Source organism: Actinomadura oligospora ATCC 43269 (assembly GCF_000518265.1).
Lineage (GTDB): Bacteria > Actinomycetota > Actinomycetes > Streptosporangiales > Streptosporangiaceae > Spirillospora > Spirillospora oligospora.
Genome location: NZ_JADG01000003.1, coordinates 659374 through 676825 on the forward strand (window position 1 = coordinate 659374; position 17452 = coordinate 676825).

16 protein-coding genes are annotated in these 17452 nt (G+C 71.8%); 9 read left to right on the forward strand and 7 right to left on the reverse strand.

The window, feature by feature from the left end:
• Positions 1-13: 13 nt before the first annotated feature.
• The 4 genes from P696_RS53885 to P696_RS51960 form a co-directional block, all read right to left on the reverse strand.
• Complete coding sequence (locus P696_RS53885; RefSeq protein WP_084336693.1) at positions 14-1582, reverse strand: protein NO VEIN domain-containing protein; 1569 nt, start codon at positions 1580-1582, stop codon at positions 14-16.
• 284 nt (positions 1583-1866) lie between these two features.
• A complete protein-coding gene (gene katG / locus P696_RS0102685; protein ID WP_034482758.1) occupies positions 1867-4068 on the reverse strand; it encodes a catalase/peroxidase HPI in 2202 nt (733 codons plus the stop codon).
• Positions 4061-4534 (reverse strand): Fur family transcriptional regulator, encoded by a 474-nt coding sequence (locus tag P696_RS0102690; protein WP_026411125.1) that lies wholly within the window; start codon positions 4532-4534, stop codon positions 4061-4063. Before P696_RS0102690 ends, katG begins: the two co-directional genes overlap by 8 nt.
• 84 nt (positions 4535-4618) lie before the next feature.
• Positions 4619-5281: a TetR/AcrR family transcriptional regulator gene (locus P696_RS51960; RefSeq protein ID WP_051466644.1), complete on the reverse strand. Its 663-nt coding sequence runs from the start codon at positions 5279-5281 to the stop codon at positions 4619-4621.
• Between the two features lie 143 nt (positions 5282-5424).
• Between P696_RS51960 and P696_RS0102700 the strand changes: the two genes are divergently transcribed.
• Together P696_RS0102700 and P696_RS42795 are read left to right on the forward strand one after the other, a co-directional pair.
• Positions 5425-6426 (forward strand): AurF N-oxygenase family protein, encoded by a 1002-nt coding sequence (locus P696_RS0102700; protein WP_051466646.1) that lies wholly within the window; start codon positions 5425-5427, stop codon positions 6424-6426.
• 47 nt (positions 6427-6473) lie between these two features.
• Positions 6474-7916 carry an FAD-dependent oxidoreductase gene (locus tag P696_RS42795; RefSeq protein ID WP_034482759.1) on the forward strand — a complete coding sequence of 481 codons (1443 nt, stop codon included), beginning with the start codon at positions 6474-6476 and terminating at the stop codon, positions 7914-7916.
• Between the two features lie 40 nt (positions 7917-7956).
• On the opposite strand, the gene P696_RS0102710 is transcribed toward P696_RS42795, so the two are convergent.
• Positions 7957-8790 carry a metallophosphoesterase family protein gene (locus tag P696_RS0102710; protein WP_026411127.1) on the reverse strand — a complete coding sequence of 278 codons (834 nt, stop codon included), beginning with the start codon at positions 8788-8790 and terminating at the stop codon, positions 7957-7959.
• Between the two features lie 25 nt (positions 8791-8815).
• On the opposite strand from P696_RS0102710, the gene P696_RS55595 reads away from it, so the two are divergent.
• Complete coding sequence (locus P696_RS55595; protein ID WP_157429478.1) at positions 8816-8953, forward strand: hypothetical protein; 138 nt, start codon at positions 8816-8818, stop codon at positions 8951-8953.
• Between the two features lie 278 nt (positions 8954-9231).
• Here the strand turns inward: P696_RS55595 and P696_RS42800 are convergent, their stop codons facing one another.
• Entirely contained in the window at positions 9232-10485 is a 1254-nt protein-coding gene (locus P696_RS42800; RefSeq protein ID WP_051466650.1) for an ABC transporter ATP-binding protein, read from the reverse strand.
• A 107-nt stretch (positions 10486-10592) separates the two neighbouring features.
• Between P696_RS42800 and P696_RS0102720 the strand changes: the two genes are divergently transcribed.
• The 5 genes from P696_RS0102720 to P696_RS42805 all read left to right on the forward strand — a co-directional run bounded on the left by P696_RS0102720 (position 10593) and on the right by P696_RS42805 (position 15211).
• On the forward strand, positions 10593-11684 hold the full coding sequence (locus P696_RS0102720; protein ID WP_245627472.1) for a LacI family DNA-binding transcriptional regulator: 1092 nt from the start codon (positions 10593-10595) through the stop codon (positions 11682-11684).
• Positions 11685-11800: 116 nt separating this feature from the next.
• Entirely contained in the window at positions 11801-12241 is a 441-nt protein-coding gene (locus P696_RS0102725; RefSeq protein ID WP_026411129.1) for an Lrp/AsnC family transcriptional regulator, read from the forward strand.
• Between the two features lie 138 nt (positions 12242-12379).
• Positions 12380-13327 (forward strand): NAD-dependent epimerase/dehydratase family protein, encoded by a 948-nt coding sequence (locus P696_RS0102730; RefSeq protein ID WP_026411130.1) that lies wholly within the window; start codon positions 12380-12382, stop codon positions 13325-13327.
• Positions 13328-13418: 91 nt separating this feature from the next.
• Complete coding sequence (locus tag P696_RS0102735) at positions 13419-14276, forward strand: RNA polymerase sigma-70 factor (protein WP_026411131.1); 858 nt, start codon at positions 13419-13421, stop codon at positions 14274-14276.
• Between the two features lie 38 nt (positions 14277-14314).
• Positions 14315-15211 carry an alpha/beta hydrolase gene (locus tag P696_RS42805; protein WP_051466651.1) on the forward strand — a complete coding sequence of 299 codons (897 nt, stop codon included), beginning with the start codon at positions 14315-14317 and terminating at the stop codon, positions 15209-15211.
• Positions 15212-15298: 87 nt separating this feature from the next.
• On the opposite strand, the gene P696_RS0102745 is transcribed toward P696_RS42805, so the two are convergent.
• Complete coding sequence (locus tag P696_RS0102745) at positions 15299-16213, reverse strand: TIGR03619 family F420-dependent LLM class oxidoreductase (RefSeq protein WP_026411132.1); 915 nt, start codon at positions 16211-16213, stop codon at positions 15299-15301.
• 294 nt (positions 16214-16507) lie between these two features.
• Between P696_RS0102745 and trhA the strand changes: the two genes are divergently transcribed.
• On the forward strand, positions 16508-17176 hold the full coding sequence (trhA, locus tag P696_RS0102750) for a PAQR family membrane homeostasis protein TrhA (RefSeq protein ID WP_026411133.1): 669 nt from the start codon (positions 16508-16510) through the stop codon (positions 17174-17176).
• Positions 17177-17452: the final 276 nt, after the last annotated feature.

A 17452-nucleotide genomic window follows, 5' to 3' on the forward strand; every position in this document is an offset into this window, starting at 1 on the left:
GTGCTCGAGGAGGTCAGGACGGGAGGCGGTACTCGAATTTGGTTGCCCTCAAGTCCGTGTCTTCCGGGTGCCAGTCAGTCAGGAGCGTTATGGTGCCCCCGCTGGTGGCGAATTGGGGGCTGGTGCCTGTGACCGTGATGTCGCTGACCACGAACAAGTCCATGGTCGGGAACTCGCGGGCATGCCGTACTTCGTTCGCGGTGAGTTCCACCGAAGTGGGGGAGCCGGTGGTTCCCTTGACTTCAACGCGCCGTTCGCTGCCTGGCTTGGTGAGCCGCAGGTCAAAGGGTTTGCCGAGTTCCTCGATCTCCCAGCCTTGTTTGCCGTAGTGCTGTCTGGCCAACTCGACGGCGTGCTGTTCGACGGCGATTCGCTTGGCGGGATCCATCTGTCGGCCCGCACCAGAGCCGGCTCTGCTGGTCTGGCGGTGAGCCTTCGGGGCGACCATGACGGGTGCCGTCTGGTTGAGTGGCGGTCGCGGAACTCCCTCACTGTCTGGCGTGAGGGGGAGGCCCATCCACTCGAACAGGCGGGACACGTCCGTGGTCGCCATCCGGCCGTAACCGCGATGGGTCCCGGATCGGCGCAAGGCATCACTGGCTTCTGGTGACAGTGGACCGTTGGATCCGAGCGGTACGTCTTCCAGCACGCCCAGGGGCTCGATCCCGATCCGGGTCAGCCACTTGACCGTGCCCTCGGCAACCTCGTCAGGCATGTGAGGCGCGGTGGCGATGTACGGGCGGGTTCCGGCTTGGCACACGTAGAGCGTTGCGCGCTTGTCGAGCCACTCCTTCAGCGGCACCCGTGGGCTGGCACCGACACCGAAGACCACGTACTGGTACTGCGGATAGGTGAGGTGCCCGGGAAAGCCCCAGGTCTGGGTTTCCAGGCCCACCTCAAGGTTCAGGAGCGCAGCCGATGTCTGCGGAACATGTACCAGCATTGTCGGTACCTCGATGATGCTGCGCCCGTCTGGCTCGCCGGACTCGAGAGTCGACGGCACGGGGGTGGGCACGGCCAGGTCGGCCGCCAAACGGCTTGCATCATGCAAGCCATAGCCGTGCACCAGGAGCCGCAGCCGGATGCGCCGGGTTGTGTTGCCGGCTCCAACCGCCCCAGGTGTCTGTCCGACGCGGCTCTGCGCCGTGCCCAAGCGCTTGCGCAGCGCCTCCACGTCATCCACTTGCGCAAGGTGGATCGGGGTATGGAACAAACGTCGTTCCGCCTCGGGCAGCGAAGCTGTTTTCCGGGAGTCGACCAAGCCTTCCATCAGGATCGCACCGCGCTGCTGCAGCCGTGTCAGGAGCAGATGCAGCGCCGGCCGGTAGTCAGGGTTGCGAGGGACGCGGTCGGTCGAGGCCCGCGAGCCGGAACCGCTCTCCAGCACCAGGGACAGCAGGCTACTGCCGGGCTCGGCTTCCACGGTGAAGTCCGCGTCGAGAACTCGGCCTTCTTCGGTTACCACGCGCATAGAGACATATCCTGACATGCGCCGCTGACAGTCGTGTTCGTTGTTGAGGAGTGGCACCAGCGCATGCGCCAGTGACATGCGGGTGCTCGGCGTGTCGTCGTCGGCTGACACCCTTCCCACTCACTCGCTTGACTACGCCTTCCCGTAGTAGCCGGAGGCCTTGCCTCTGGCCGCATTGCGCCCTCCCTGCACTAGCGCGTGGCTCGTACTGGAAGATCGGGCCTCAAATCCTGGGTCAGCTTCAGAAACCGCAGCAGGTAGGGGCTATGAAGACAGAACCTGGACCTTGGGCCCGGCAGAAGCTGTGGCGGGCTCAGAGCTCTGGGCTCACGTTCCCAAGAGGAACGGCGCCCGGGGGCGGGGTGCCCCGGACGCCGTTCTTTTTCAGGTTTGGGTCAGCGGGCGTCGAAGCGGTCGAGGTCCATGACCTTGGCCCACGCCTTGACGAAGTCCGCCACGAACTTCTCCTTGGCGTCGTCGCTGGCGTACACCTCGGCGACGGCGCGCAGCTCGGAGTTCGAGCCGAACACCAGGTCGACGCGGCTGCCCGTCCAGCGGACCTTGCCGGTCTGCGCGTCGCGGCCCTCGAACAGGTTCTCGTCGCCGGTGGACTTCCACTCGGTGCCCATGTCGAGCAGGTTGACGAAGAAGTCGTTCGTCAGCGTGCCGGGCGCCTCGGTGAGGACGCCGAGCTGCGCGTCCTTGAAGTTCGCGCCCAGCACCCGCAGGCCGCCGACCAGGACGGTCATCTCCGGCGCGCTCAGCGTCAGCAGGTTCGCGCGGTCGAGCAGCAGGTACTCGGCGGGGAGCCGCAGGCCCTTGCCGAGGTAGTTGCGGAACCCGTCCGCCGGCGGCTCCAGGTTCACGAACGACTCGACGTCGGTCTGCTCCTGGGAGGCGTCGGTGCGGCCCGGGGTGAACGGCACCTCGACCTCGACCCCGGCGTCCTTGGCGGCCTTCTCCACGCCCGCCGCGCCAGCGAGGACGATCAGGTCGGCCAGCGAGACCTTCTTGCCGTCCGCCCGGCCGGAGTTGAACGACTCCTGGACGCCCTCCAGCGCGCCCAGCACCGGGGTGAGCTTGTCGGGCTCGTTGACCTCCCAGCCGACCTGCGGCTGGAGCCGGATACGGGCGCCGTTCGCGCCGCCGCGCTTGTCGCTGCCGCGGAAGGACGAGGCCGACGCCCACGCCGTCGACACCAGCTGCGGGACGGTCAGCCCGGACGCGAGGATCCGCGCCTTGAGGTCGCGCGCGTCCGCGTCGTCGATCAGCTCGTGGTCACGGGCCGGGACCGGGTCCTGCCAGATGAGCTCCTCGTCCGGCACCTCCGGGCCGAGGTAGCGGACGGCCGGGCCCATGTCGCGGTGGGTGAGCTTGTACCAGGCGCGCGCGAACGCGTCGGCGAGCTCATCCGGGTGGTCCAGCCACCGGCGGGTGATCTGCTCGTACACCGGGTCGACGCGCAGCGACAGGTCGGTGGTGAGCATCGTCGGCGCGACCCGCTTGTCCGGGTCGAACGCGTCGGGCACGGTGCCCGCGCCGCCGCCGTCCTTCGGCCGCCACTGCTGGGCGCCCGCGGGGCTGGTGAACAGCTCCCACTCGTACCCGTAGAGGATCTCCAGGAAGGAGTTGTCCCACTGGGTCGGGGTGTTCGTCCAGATGCCCTCGAGGCCGCTTGTGATGGCGTCGGCGCCCACGCCGGTGCCGTGGGTGCTCTTCCAGCCGAGGCCCTGCTGCTCGATCGGCGCGGCCTCGGGCGCGGGGCCGACGTGGTCGGCGTGGCCCGCGCCGTGGGTCTTGCCGAAGGTGTGGCCGCCGACGATCAGCGCGGCGGTCTCCTCGTCGTTCATCGCCATCCGGTGGAACGTCTCGCGGATGTCGCGGGCCGCGGCGAGGGGGTCGGGGTTGCCGTTGGGACCCTCCGGGTTGACGTAGATCAGGCCCATCTGGACGGCGCCCAGCGGGTCCTCGAGCTCACGGTCGCCGGTGTAGCGCTCGTCGCCGAGCCAGGTGGTCTCCGGGCCCCAGTAGACGTCCTCGTCGGCCTCCCACGCGTCGATGCGTCCGCCGCCGAAGCCGAAGGTCTGGAAGCCCATCGACTCGAGCGCGACGTTGCCGGTGAGGATCATCAGGTCGGCCCAGGAGATGGCGCTGCCGTACTTCTTCTTCACCGGCCACAGCAGCCGCCGCGCCTTGTCGAGGCTGGCGTTGTCGGGCCAGCTGTTGATGGGCGCGAAGCGCTGCTGCCCCGAGCCCGCGCCGCCGCGTCCGTCGTGGATCCGGTAGGTGCCGGCGCTGTGCCAGGCCATCCGGATCATGAACGGGCCGTAGTGGCCGAAGTCGGCGGGCCACCAGTCCTGGGAGGTGGTCAGCACCTCGGCGATGTCGCGCTTGACCTCGGCGAGGTCGAGCGTCCCGAACGCCTCGGCGTAGTCGAAGTCGTCGCCGAGGGGATTGGCGACGGCGGGGTCCTTCGCGAGGATCTTCAGGTTGAGCCGCTCCGGCCACCACTGGCGGTTGCCACCGCCCTGGGTCGGGTGCGCCGCGCGGGTGTGCGCGACGGGGCATTCTCCGCTGGTGTTCTGATTCTCAGCCATGATGGCCGCCCTTCGGGATCTGGACCGATGAGGAACTCTGAGCGGGGGAGCATGAGGGGCAGGTGCCCCAGAAGGTGACCTCGGCCTCGTCGATGGCGAAGCCGTGGCCGTCGGAGGGGGCGAGACACGGCGCGGGCCCGACGGCGCAGTCGACGTCGGCGACGGCGCCGCACGTGCGGCACACGACGTGGTGGTGGTTGTCGCCGACGCGTCCCTCGAACCGCGCCGGGTGCCCGGCGGGTTCGATCCGCCGGACGAGCCCGGCGGCGGCGAGCGCGTGCAGCGCTTCGTAGACGGCTTGGAGGGAGATGTGCCCGACCCGGTCGCGGACCCCGGAGGCGAGCGCCTCGACTCCGAGGTGGTCACCGGTGCGGACGGTCTCGAGCAGCGCGACGCGCGCGGCCGTCACCCGGAGGCCGGCGCCGCGCAGGTCTTCGGCGGTCGTCCGAGGCTGCGGTGCGCTCATACCGGACAACCTACGCGCACAAACCTGAACAGTTCAAGACAATGAGGCGGACAAGCACGAGAACTTTGCCCTCCCTGGGTTGTTTCAGGAGAGTTCGGCGATCATCCCGAGGGAGCTGCGCAGGTAGGCGCGCAGGATCTCGGGGTCGTCGAAGTCGTAGGGCCCCTGGATCAGGACGATCGACAGGGTGATCCGGAACAGGGCGTCGGTGAGCAGCGTGACGTCCACGGGCGGGATGCGTCCCGCCTCGACGTGCTTGCCGACGATCGGCTCGGCCAGTTCGGCGATGCGCCGGATCGGGCCCGCGGCGTTCAGGGTGAACTCGGGCAGGACGATCTCGGGCACGTCGCGCAGGGCGGCGTTCAGCAGGGTGTGCCCGCGGGCGTAGCCGACCACGAAGGCCAGCAGGTCGGTGGCGTAGTCGGCGGACCAGGTCATGGCCTCCAGCCGGGGGGCCAGCGCGTCCAGGAACCGGGTCAGCTCGCGCTGCACCAGGGCGTGCCGGATGTCCTCGACAGTCCCGCCGTACTTGTAGAGCGTCGGACGCGAGATCCCCGCCTTGCGGGCGATCGCCGACAGGATGCGCCCCGAGGCGAACCCGCCCTCGATCAGGCAGTCGGCGGCGGCGTCCAGGATCCGCTGCCGCATGTCGGCGGCCGTCGGCCGCACCCCGTCGGATGCCCGCCTCGTCGTCTCGGACGCCGTCTCGGGCGTCGCCTCGGACGCCTCGCCGTGCGGCCCGCGCACCCGGTCTCCCCTCGCTCCGTCCGCCCGGTCCGAGTGTCCCACATCACCGCGCTCGGACGATCTTCCTCTCTTGACCTGCAAGTGATCGGGTACTTACAGTCGACCCACGAACTGTAAACGAGATCGGGGGGACGGAGGCGGTCATGGCGACGATCGATCAGGACCACACCCATCGGCACGACATCGACCCGGAGTACGGGGACACCCTGCGCGTCCTGTCGGAGGGCTCGGTGGCGCGCCGCTTCGACCCCTACCTCGACATCGACTGGGACGCCCCGGAGTTCCGGATCGACCCGGACGACCCGCGCTGGATCCTCCCCGACTGCGACCCGCTCGGCGCGCACCCCTGGTACAAGGCGCAGCCGGAGCGGCGGCGGATCGAGATCGGGATGTGGCGGGTCGCCAACATCCAGAAGGTCGGGCTCCAGTTCGAGAGCGTCCTGATCCGCGGGATGATGCAGTACGCGATGCGGCTGCCGAACGGGACGCCCGAGTTCCGCTACTGCCTCCACGAGATGACCGAGGAGTGCAACCACATCCAGATGTTCCAGGAGCTGGTCAACCGGACCGGCCTCGCGGTCCCCGGGATGCGCGCCGACTACCGCGTGACCTCGCACTTCTGGCATCTGGCCGCCTACCTGCCGGTCCTGTTCTTCATCGGCATCCTGGCGGGCGAGGAGCCGATCGACCACTTCCAGAAGGAGGCCGTCCTGCGCGGCGAGGACGACCTGCCCCCGGCGGTGCTCCGCACGATGGAGATCCACATCGCCGAGGAGGCGCGGCACATCTCGTTCGCGCACCGCTTCCTGCACGACAAGGTGAAGCGGCAGGGACGGGTCGGGAAGGGCGCGACGTCCCTGGTCTACCCGGTGGTCATGCGCTGGCTGGCCGGTGCGATCATGTCTCCGCCGCGCGACCTGGAGAAGCGGTTCGGCATCCCGCGCTCCGTCATGAAGGAGGCGTTCTGGGACAGCCCGGCCTCCCGCGAGATCATGCGCGGCTACTTCGGCGACGTCCGGATGCTGGCGGACGAACTCGGCCTGATGAACCCGGTCGCCACCCGGGTGTGGAAGGCCCTGAAGATCGACGGACGGCCGTCCCGGCACCGCGGCGAGCCGCACCGCCCCGCCCGCACCGCCGCCTGACCCTGCCTTCCTGCCTGACCGCCGCCTGATCGGAAAAGAACTCCTCCATGCCCCACGTGGTCACGCAGTCCTGCTGCAACGACGCCTCGTGCGTCCACGCCTGCCCGGTGAACTGCATCCATCCCACCCCGGACGAACCCGACTTCGCCACCGCGGAAATGCTCTACATCGACCCCGTGGCCTGCGTGGACTGCGGGGCCTGCGTGACCGCGTGCCCCGTCGAGGCGATCAGGCCGCACACCAGGCTGGACGAGACCCAGCTGCCGTTCCTCGAGATCAACGCCGACTTCTACAAGGACGGACGCCGGCGCCGGACCATCCTCGCCCCGCACGAGAAGCCCCTGGAGGTGACCGTCCGCGAGCCGCTGCGCGTGGCGATCGTGGGGTCCGGGCCGTCCGCGATGTACGCCGCCGACGAGATCCTCACGATCCCGGGCGCGCGCGTGGACGTCTACGAGCGCCTGACCACGCCCTACGGCCTGGCCCGCATGGGCGTCGCCCCGGACCACGCCAAGACCCGCCAGGTCACCGAGGTCTTCGACCGGATCTCCCGCGAGGACGGCTTCCACCTGCACCTGGGCGTGGCGGTCGGCGACCGGGTCACCCACGCCGACCTGCTCCGTGACCACCACGCGGTCGTCTACGCGACGGGCGCGTCGTCCGACCGCCGCCTGGACGTCCCCGGCGCGTCCGGCGTCGCGACCGCGACCGAGTTCGTGGCCTGGTACAACGGCCACCCCGACCACGCCCACCACCGGTTCGACCTCTCGCACCGCCGGGCCGTCGTCGTCGGCAACGGCAACGTGGCGCTCGACGTGGCCCGCATCCTCACGACACCGCCGGACGCCCTGCTCGGGACGACGATCTCCCGCGCCGCCCTGGACGTCCTGCGGACCAGCGCGATCGAGGAGGTCGTGGTCGTCGGCCGCCGCGGCCCCGCCCACTCGGCGTTCACCCTGGCCGAACTGGTCGGGCTCGGCTCGGCCGTGGACGTGGTCGTTCCTCCAGGCGATCTCGTCGGCCTGGACGACGCGTCCCCGAAGCACCGGACGATCCGCGCGCTCGGCCACGAGCCGACCGCCGGGAAGCGCGTCATCCTCCGCTACCTGCTGAGCCCCGCCGAGATCACCGGCACGGGCGTCACGTTCACCCGCAACGACCTGCGCGGCGAGGAGGCCGTCCCGACAGGCGAGACCGAGCACCTCGAAGCGGGACTGGTGCTCTCCTCGATCGGCTACCGCGCCCGGCCGCTGCCGGACCTGCCGTTCGACGAGCGGCGCGCGATCGTCCCGAACGACAAGGGCCGGGTCGTCGATCCCTGCACCGGCGCCGCCGTCCCCGGCGTCTATGTGACGGGGTGGATCAAGCGCGGCCCGACCGGCTTCATCGGCACCAACAAGACCTGCGCGCGGGAGACCGTCCGGCAGCTCGTGGCCGACCACAACGCCGGGCGCCTTCCGGCGCGCGCTGCCATGGCACACCCCGCCTGACGAAGGGGCCGCCGGACGTCCGGCGGGCGGCCGACGTCGGTCAGGAGCGGGCGGCGGGGAACACCGGGCGCGGAAGGGCGGGCCCGCCGCGGCTCTTCCACTCGCGCGGGTAGCCCACCGAAACCTCCTCGAACCGGACGCCGTCGTACACGGTCGTCCGGGGGATGTGCAGGTGGCCGTACACGACGGCGGCCGCGTCGTACTTCAGGTGCCAGTCGGCCGTCCGGTCCGTCCCGCACCACTGCGCGAACTCGGGGTAGCGCAGCACCCGCGTGGGCTCCCGGACGAGCGGCCAGTGGTTGATGAGCACGGTCGGCAGGTCGCTGCCGCGGGCGGCGAGGCGTTCCTCGGAGTAGGCGAGCCGGGCCCGGCACCAGTCGTCCCGCGTCGGGTACGGGTCGGGGTGCAGCAGGTACTCGTCGGTGCAGATGATCCCGGACCGGTAGGCGATCTCGAGCGCCTCGTCCTTGGTGGACGCGCCGTCCGGGCGGAAGCTGTAGTCGTACAGCAGGAACAGCGGCACCAGCTGCACCGGGCCGCCCTCGCCCCGCCACACCGGGTACGGGTCCTCGGGCGTGTGGACGCCGAGCCTCCGGCAGACGTCCACCAGGTGCAGGTAGCGTTCCTCGCCGCGCCGCTGGTCGGGATCGTTCCGGGGCGTCCACAGTTCGTGGTTGCCGGGAGCCCACACCACGGTCGCGTACCGCTCGGCGAGCGTGCCGAGCGCCCACTCGACGTCGTCCGCGCGCTCGGCGACGTCACCCGCGACGATCAGCCAGTCCTCGGGGTCGTCGGGGGTGAGCGCCGTCAGGTGCTCGCGGTTCGCGGCGTGTCCGACGTGCAGGTCACTGATGGCGAGCAGGGTGCCGGGCACGGGCCGCCTTCCTGTCCGGGACCTGGTGATCAATCCCTCCATCCTTGGTGGTCGCGGCGGCCCGCGCAAGTGGGGCGCGGGCGGACGGGGTGACATCGGGGCCGTGGACGCCGACGACGCCGGGACGTCCGGACGGACGGTCCGGGCCTCCGAGAGGACCTGATGTCAACTCTCACCAGACGACCCTCTTCGCGGGTTCGCGCTGGTCACGGCCCCTGCCAACGGCTTCCGCGATGGCGGACGCGGCTGGTGCGGCATACCCGCCGCGCGGGCGGACACGGTGCCCGCGCCCCGGCGGTTCCGGTGTGGTGGCCCACTTCGAACGTGCGCGAAAGCACCGTTCGTCCGCGCGGTCACCGGTCACCGCACCCTGGACAGAAGCGAACGGCCGTCCGCCTCCCCGGGAAGGGAAGCGGACGGCCGTTCGGGGCCTCGGAAGGGTCAGGCGGGGACGTCGTCCTCGACCTCGGTGTCCGCGGCGACGTTCTTCGCGGACTCGTGGCCGATGGCCAGGCCGCTCGCCGGGTCGAAGAAGTGCAGGCGGGTCGTGTCGATCGCGAGCTCGACGGTCTGGCCGGGCCGGACGTGCGAGCGGGAGTTCACCCGGGCCGTCCAGAGGGCCTTGTTGTCGGTCAGCGGGATCGCGCCGTCGCCCTCGCCGTCGGCGGCGTCCTCGGCCAGGTCGGCGGTGTCCTTGTGCTCGACCGGCGGGGCGTCGATGGTGAAGATGACGTTGATCTCGCTGCCCAGCTCCTCGGTGACGGTGCTGGTGACGGTGATCGAGGCCCAGTCCTCCTTGGCGTGCCCGGAGTCCTCGAAGTCCGACGGGCGGATGCCGAGGATGACCTTCTCGCCGAAGTAGGACTCCAGCCCCTCGCGCCCGGAGAGCAGCTCAGCGGGCACGGGCAGGGAGAACCCGGCGAACCGCACCTGCGCGCCGCCGTCGCCGCGGACGAGCTCGGCCTCCACGAAGTTCATCGCGGGGGAGCCGATGAACCCCGCGACGAACAGGTTCACGGGGTGGTCGAACAGCCGCTGCGGGGTGTCGACCTGCTGCAGCTTGCCCTCGCGCAGCACGCAGACGCGGGTGCCGAGGGTCATCGCCTCGACCTGGTCGTGGGTGACGTACACGGTGGTGACGCCGAGGCTGGCGTGCAGCTGGCTCAGCGAGGCGCGCATGGACACGCGCAGCTTGGCGTCCAGGTTCGACAGCGGCTCGTCCATGAGGAACGCCTGCGGCTGCCGGACGATCGCGCGGCCCATCGCGACGCGCTGGCGCTGGCCGCCGGACAGGGCGGCGGGCTTGCGGTCGAGGAACTGCTCGAGGCCGAGCATCTTGGCGGCCTCGAGCACCTTCTTGCGCCGCTCCTCCTTGGACACGCCGCGCAGCTTCAGGCCGAACGCGAGGTTCTGCTCGACCGTCATGTGCGGGTAGAGGGCGTAGTTCTGGAAGACCATCGCGATGTCGCGGTCCTTCGGCGCGAGGTCGTTGACCACGCGCTCGCCGATCGACACCGTGCCGCCGCTGATCTCCTCGAGGCCCGCGATCATGCGCAGCGCGGTGGACTTCCCGCAGCCGGACGGGCCGACCAGCACCATGAACTCGCCGTCGGCGATCTCCAGGTCGAGTCCGTCGACGGCCTTGACGCCGCCCGCGTACACCTTGTCGACGCCCTCGAGCGCGATCCTGGCCATCCCGGCCCCCTTCGTTGGAAACGTTTCCAGTGACCCTTCGCCACCTGGGCTTTCAGGGCTGGAACCGGATTCAACATCATGGAAACGTTTCCAGAAAAGGGTCGTTCGTGGCAGCATGGGGCGAGCCGGGCGGACGGGACCCCTCCGGCGGGGAGGGGAGCGTGGTGGCGGCGACGATCAAGGACGTGGCGGCGGCGGCCGGGGTCGGCATCGCGACCGTCTCGCGCGTGTTCTCCGGCACCGGCGCGGTCGGCGCCGCGACCCGCGAGCGCGTGCTCGCCGCCGCGCGCGACCTCGACTACCACCCGAGCGCCGTCGGCCGCAGCCTCAAGACCCGCCGCACCGGCGGCGTCGGCCTCGCCGTCCCGGACGTGACCGACCCGTTCTGCGCCGACGTCGTCGCGGGCGTCCTCGACTGCGCCCGCACCCTCGGCCAGCACGTCCTGCTGGACGCGACGCTCGGCGACCCCGCCCGCGAGGCCGAGATCGCCGACCGGTTCGCCGAGCAGCGCGTGGACGGCGTGATCGCGGTGCCGTCCGGGATCGGCGACCCGTGGAGCGGGTTCGTCCGCACGGGGGTGCCGCTGGTGTACGTCGGCCGCGTGCCGTCCTGCCGGGACGGCGGCGGGACGGTCCCCGCCGTGCTCGCCGACGACGCCGCCGGGATCCGCTCGGCCGTGGAGTACCTGGTCGGGCTCGGGCACCGGCGCGTCGGGTTCCTCGGCGCGCCCGCGCCCGGCACCCCGCCGGACGTCCGCGAGGACGCCTTCCGCGCCGCGCTCTCCGCCCTCGGCGTCCCGGTCGACGACGACCTCGTCGCCCGCGCCCGCCCGACCCGCGACAGCGCCTACGCCGCGGCGGCCGGGCTCCTGCAGCGCCGCTCGGACCTGACGGCCGTCCTCGCCTCCGGGCACCTGCCGGGGGAGGCGGCCGTCCTCGTCGCCCGCGAGCTGGACCTGCGCGTCCCGGCCGACCTGTCGATCGCGATGGTGGACGACATCGCCTGGGCCGAGCTGGCCGACCCGCCGCTGACCGCCGTGAACCGTCCCGCCCGCGACATCGGCCACCGCGCCTGCGAGCTCGCCGCGCGCGGCACCGTCCGGCGCGGCCCGTCCGGTCCGGTGCTGCTGCCGACCGAGCTGATCGTCCGCGGCTCCTGCGGCCCGGCCCCGTCCCGCCGCGACCGCGCCCGGCACTGAGAACCCCCCCCACGGGGGCCGTTGTGGAGGCCCCGCTGGCCCGGACCTTCCCGGATGGACCGTTCCGGAGGGGTATCGGATCGCGCGGCGGTGAGCGGGCGCGCTAGATTCGTCCGGTGGAGGATATCGATCGCCAGATCCTCGGCCTGCTGGCCGACGACGGCCGGATGAGCTTCACCGACCTGGCCAAGGAGACCGGGCTGTCGGTGTCGGCGGTGCACCAGAGGGTGCGCCGGCTGGAGCGCCGCGGCGCGATCCGCGGTTTCACCGTGCAGCTCGACCACGAGCAGGCCGGACTGCCGATGACCGCGTTCATCTCCATCAAGCCGATCGACCCCGCGGCCCCCGACGACGCGCCCGACCGGCTGGCCCACCTGTCGGCGATCGAGGCGTGCCACTCGGTGGCGGGTGACGAGAGTTACATCCTGAAGGTCCGGGTGGCCTCGCCGAACGAGCTGGAGGACCTCCTCCAGAAGATCCGCGCCGCGGCGAACGTCGCGACGCGCACCACCGTCTGCCTCAGCACCCCCTGGGAAGGCCGCCGCCCCTCCCTGTGACGCCCCCGGAGCGGCCGTCGAACCCGATGTGACGCAGGACACATCGGGTTCTGTCACATCGGGACGCGGTCGCCCGTCCTGTTGCCATCAGACGGAGCGGCCCGGACGATCCCGGGCCGCGGGCACACAGGAGCGATCATGCGAGTTCTCGTCGCCGGAGCCACGGGGGTCATCGGCAGCAGGCTCGTCCCCGTGCTGGGCGCGGTGGGACACGACGTCATCGGGCTGGCCCGGTCCGCCGAGGCGGGCCGTCCGCTGCGGGCCGCCGGAGCCGAGGTCGCGACGGCCGACGCGCTGGACCGGGACGGCCTGATCCGGGCCGTCCGCGACGCCCGGCCCGACGCGGTCGTCAACATGCTCACCGCGATCCCCGCGGACCTCAACCCCCGCCGGCTGGCCGCGGACTTCGCGCTCACCAACCGGCTGCGCACCGAGGGCGCCCGCAACCTGGTCGACGCGGCCCGGGCGGCCGGGGCCGACCGGATCATCGCCCAGGGCCTGGCCTACGCCTACCAGCCCGGCGAGGGCGCGGCCGACGAGGACGCGCCGCTGTGGGCCGAGCACACCCCGAAGCAGTTCGTGCCGGTGCTGGACGCGCTGCGCGAGCTCGAGCGCGTCACCGTGGGCGCGGGCGGCCTGGTGCTGCGCCTCGGCCACCTCTACGGACCCGGTTCGGTCTTCGCCTCGGACGGTTCGCTCGTCCGGCAGGTGCGCGCGGGCAAGATGCCGGTCGTCGGCGGCGGCGGTGCGGTGTTCTCCTTCACCCACGCGGGCGACGTGGCCACCGCGGTCACCGCCGCCCTGGACAAGGACGTCACCGGCGTCCTCAACGTCGTCGACGACGAGCCCGCCCCGGTCGCCGAGTGGCTGCCCGGCCTCGCCCGGATCCTGGGCGCCCCCGCCCCCGGGAAGGCCCCGGCCGCGCTCGCCAGGCTCGCCGTCGGCGGCTGGGGCGTGGCCTACATGACCCGGCTGCGCGGCGCCGACAACACCCGCGCCCGCCTTCGGCTGGACTGGCGTCCCCGGCACCCCTCCTGGCGGGACGGCTTCGCCGCCGAACTGCGCGACGTCCCTGTGGCGGCGTGACGGCCACGGTTCTCGCGGGCATGCCCGCGAAGACCTCACGGAAGGACCGCAGCCCCCTACACTCGCGACGATCTTGGAAAGGGGTCCGGGCGTGCCGGATGAGACCGACGTGTTCGAACAGTACCGCCCGCTTCTCCTCGGGCTCGGATACCGGCTGCTGGGCAGCATGTGGGACGCCGAGGACATCGTGCAGGACGCCTACGTCCGCTGGACGGGCGTCGCCGACACCGCCACCGTCGAGGAGCCGCGCGCCTTCCTCGTCACCGTGGTGACCCGGCTCGCCCTCGACCAGCTGCGGTCGGCCCGGGTCACCCGCGAGGCCTACGTCGGCCCGTGGCTGCCCGAGCCGGTCGCGGCGGCGGGGCTCGGCCCGCTCGACACCGCCGAGCTCCGCGACACCCTGTCGTACGCGACCCTGCACATGATGGAGCGGCTCAGCCCGCCCGAACGGGCCGTCTTCGTCCTGCGGGAGGGCTTCGACCTCCCCTACGACGAGATCGCCCGCATCCTCGACGTCCCGGTGGCCGCCTGCCGCCAGCACCACCACCGCGCCACAGGCAAGCTGGCCGGCGGCCGCGACCGGTTCCATCCGTCCGGCGCCGACCACGCCGAACTGGTCGGCCGCTTCCTCGAGGCGGCCCAGAGCGGCGACCTGAGCGTCCTCACCGACCTGCTCGCCGAGGACGTCACGGCCTGGAACGACGGCGGCGGCAAGGTCCGCGCGGCGCTCAGGCCCATCGTCGGCTTCGACAACGTGCTGGCCTTCATCGCCGGCCTCGTCGAGCGCTATCCCCTCGAGGAGGCGCGCGTCGTGGAGGCCAACGGCGAACCGGCCCTGCGGGCCGAAATGGGCGGCCAGCACCAGATCATCACCTTCGACGTCCGCGACGGCCGCATCCACGGCATCTTCGCGGTGCTCAACCCCGACAAACTCTCGAGAATCTCCTGAGACCGGGTCTCCCGGCCATCCCCCCCGAAGGAACACCCATGCCCATCGAGAAGATCACTTTCACCAGCGGCGGATTCCGCCTGAGCGGCGACCTGCACCTGCCGGAGGGCGAAGGCCCCTGGCCCGCGGTGGTGCTGACCGGGCCGTTCGCCGGCGTCAAGGAGCAGGTGACCGGGCTGTACGCGGCGAAGTTCGCCGAGCGGGGCCTCGCGGCGCTCGCCTTCGACCACCGGAACTGGGGTGAGAGCGAGGGCGAGCCGCGTCAGCACGAGGACGCCACCGCCAAGGTCGACGACCTGCGCGACGCGGTCGGCTTCCTGGCCGCGCGGGACGACGTCGACGCCGGGCGCGTCGCGGTCTGCGGGGTCTGCCTGGGCGGCATCTACGCGACCCAGCTGACCGCGTTCGACCCGCGGGTCGGGGCGCTGGCGCTCATCGCCGCCGCGTACAACAACCCCAAGGTCATCCGCGACCGGTTCGGCGCCGACAACTTCGCCGGGCTCATGGGCGAGTTCGCCCGGATCGCGCAGCGGCAGTCCGAGACGGGCGAGCTCGAGTACTGGCCCGCGATCAACCCCGAGGGCATGCCCGCCGGCAACCCGGGCCCCGAGCCGTTCGAGTACTACGGCACCGAGCGCGGAGCCCGGCCCGGCTGGGAGAACCGCTGCACCGCCCTGTCGGTGCTGCAGGAGCTGACCCTCGACGTCGACGCCTACCTGCCGCTCGTCACCACCCCCACGCTCGTGGTGCACGGCAAGGGCGACCAGGCGATCCCCGTCACCGACGCCGAGGCCGCCCACGGGGCGCTCCCCGGTCCGAAGGACCTCGTCGTCCTCGACACCGGCAACCACATCGACCTCTACGACGACGCCCGGTACGTCGACCCCGCCATCGACCGCGCCGTCGCCTTCTTCCAGGCTCACCTCGGCGACTGACCGCCCGCCCCGCAGCGGACATCTGCGGTGCGGTCAGGGCGTGGACGCCATCCGGCCGCACCGCGCGGCGGGCACGAAGAGCACGGGTCAGGGATTCGGGGCGAAGGCCTCGAGGGCCTCCCGGGCGCGGTCCATGGACGCGGCCGGGTCGGCGTCCGGGCCGGTGAGGGAGGCGTCGAAGTTGAGGTCGACGAACAGTTCGGTGACGCCCTGCCCGGCGAGCCGTCCGAAGTCGTCGCGGACCTGGTCGAGGGTGCCGGTGAGCGGCGGACGGTCCGGGCCGGACGCGGCGTCCGGACGGATCCGCACCGCGCCCCGGCAGACGAAGCGCAGCTCGCCGGGGTCGCGTCCGGCCTTCTCGGCGGCCTCGCGGACGATCCCGATGGAACGGCCGAGGTCGCCGAGGTCGGCGCGGCTCGAGCTGACCCAGCCCGCGGCGAGCCGTCCGGCACGGCGCAGCGCGGCCTCGGCTCCGCCGCCCAGCAGCACCGGCGGGCCCGGCTTCTGGACGGGCTTGGGCTCCATGACCACGGGCGGGAAGTCGTAGAACTCGCCGTGGAACTCGCTGACCTCGTCGGTCCAGAGGGTGCGCAGGACCGCGAGGAACTCCTCGGCGCGGGCGCCACGGCGGGCCATCGGGGTTCCGGCGGCGGCGAACTCGGCGGGCATCCAGCCGGTGCCGAGGCCGAGGTCGAGGCGTCCGCCGGAGACGTGGTCGAGCGTGGCGGCCTGCTTGGCCAGCAGCGGGGGAGCGACGAACGGCAGGTTGACGATCGCGACGCCGAGCCGGATCCGCTCGGTCAGCCCGGCCAGGTAGGCGAGCGTCACCAGCGGGTCCGAGACGTTCCGGTAGGTCCGGTCGGGGGAGTCGGCGGGGTTGAGCAGCCGCTGGAGCGTCCAGAGGGAGTGGTAGCCGAGGTCCTCGGCGCGCCTGGCGACCTCCACCTGGTTGGCGGGCGTGGCCCAGGCGCCCGAAACCGGCACGGCGAACCCGATCCGCATGGCGTTCTCCTCCTGCTGTCGGAGGGACGGCCCGTTCCGGCCGTCCCGGTGCGAACCTTACAACGTCAAGGCGCGCGGCCAAGGGGCCGCCACCTCCCGGGATCATCGCGAACCTTCCCGCGCCCACATGGCCCCCGCGCGAGATCCGCCCCGATGTGCCACGATTCACTCCCAGGCGTCCGACACAGAAACCTACGGTGGCGTAGGTTATGAAACCTACGGTTCCGTAACCACAACCCGGGAGGCCCGCCGGACGATCCGGCGGCGGGCGCCGGGACATCGAGGGAGGGTGCGATGCGTCGTGCGGCCGAGATCGCCGGAGCGGTCAAGCCGAAGCTGCGCGGTTGGCTGCACGCGGGAACGTTCCCGCTGGCCCTGCTCGCGGGGATCGCGTTGGTCGCGCTCGGTCCCACGCTGCCGGCCCGATTGTGCGCGGCGGTCTACACGCTGACCTCGACGCTGCTGTTCGGCGTCTCCGCGGCCTACCACCGGGGCCGCTGGTCCGAGCGGGTGCAGGACGTCCTGCGCCGCTTCGACCACGCCAACATCTACCTCATCATCGCGGGCACCTACACGCCGTTCGCGTACCTGATCCTGCACGGCGCGGTCCGTGCGCTGGTGCTGTCGGTGGTGTGGGCGGGCGCGGTGGCGGGCGTGCTGTTCCGGGTGCTGTGGGTGCGCGCGCCGCGCTGGCTCTACACGGCGCTGTACATCGGCCTGGGATGGGTCGCGGCGTTCTTCGTGCCGCAGTTCATCAGGGGCACCGGTGTGGGCGTGGCGGTCCTGGTGGCGCTCGGCGGCGTCCTGTACAGCGTGGGCGGCCTGGTCTACGGGCTGCGCCGTCCGGACCCGTCGCCGCGCTGGTTCGGGTTCCACGAGGTGTTCCACGCCTTCACGGTGGCCGCGTACGTGCTGCAGTACATCGCGGTGTCGTTCGTGGTCTACCGCGCCGGCACCGTCTGACCGGGCCTCGCCCGACCCAGGCACCGTCCGAAGCGGGCGCCCCCGACACAGGGGCCGCCCGCTTCGGCGCTTTCCGGGACGGACGGGTGTCAGGCGATCCCGCGCCCGCCCATGCGATGCCCGCCCGTGCGACGCCCGCCCGTGCGATGCCCGGTCATGCGATGCCCGGTCATGCGACAGGCCCAACGGGCGAGCCGTTGGGCCTGGAACGCTTCCCTGGTCAGATCAGGGACGCTCGCATCGCCGGCGGCGGCCCTGTGCGGGCCGCCGGCTCGG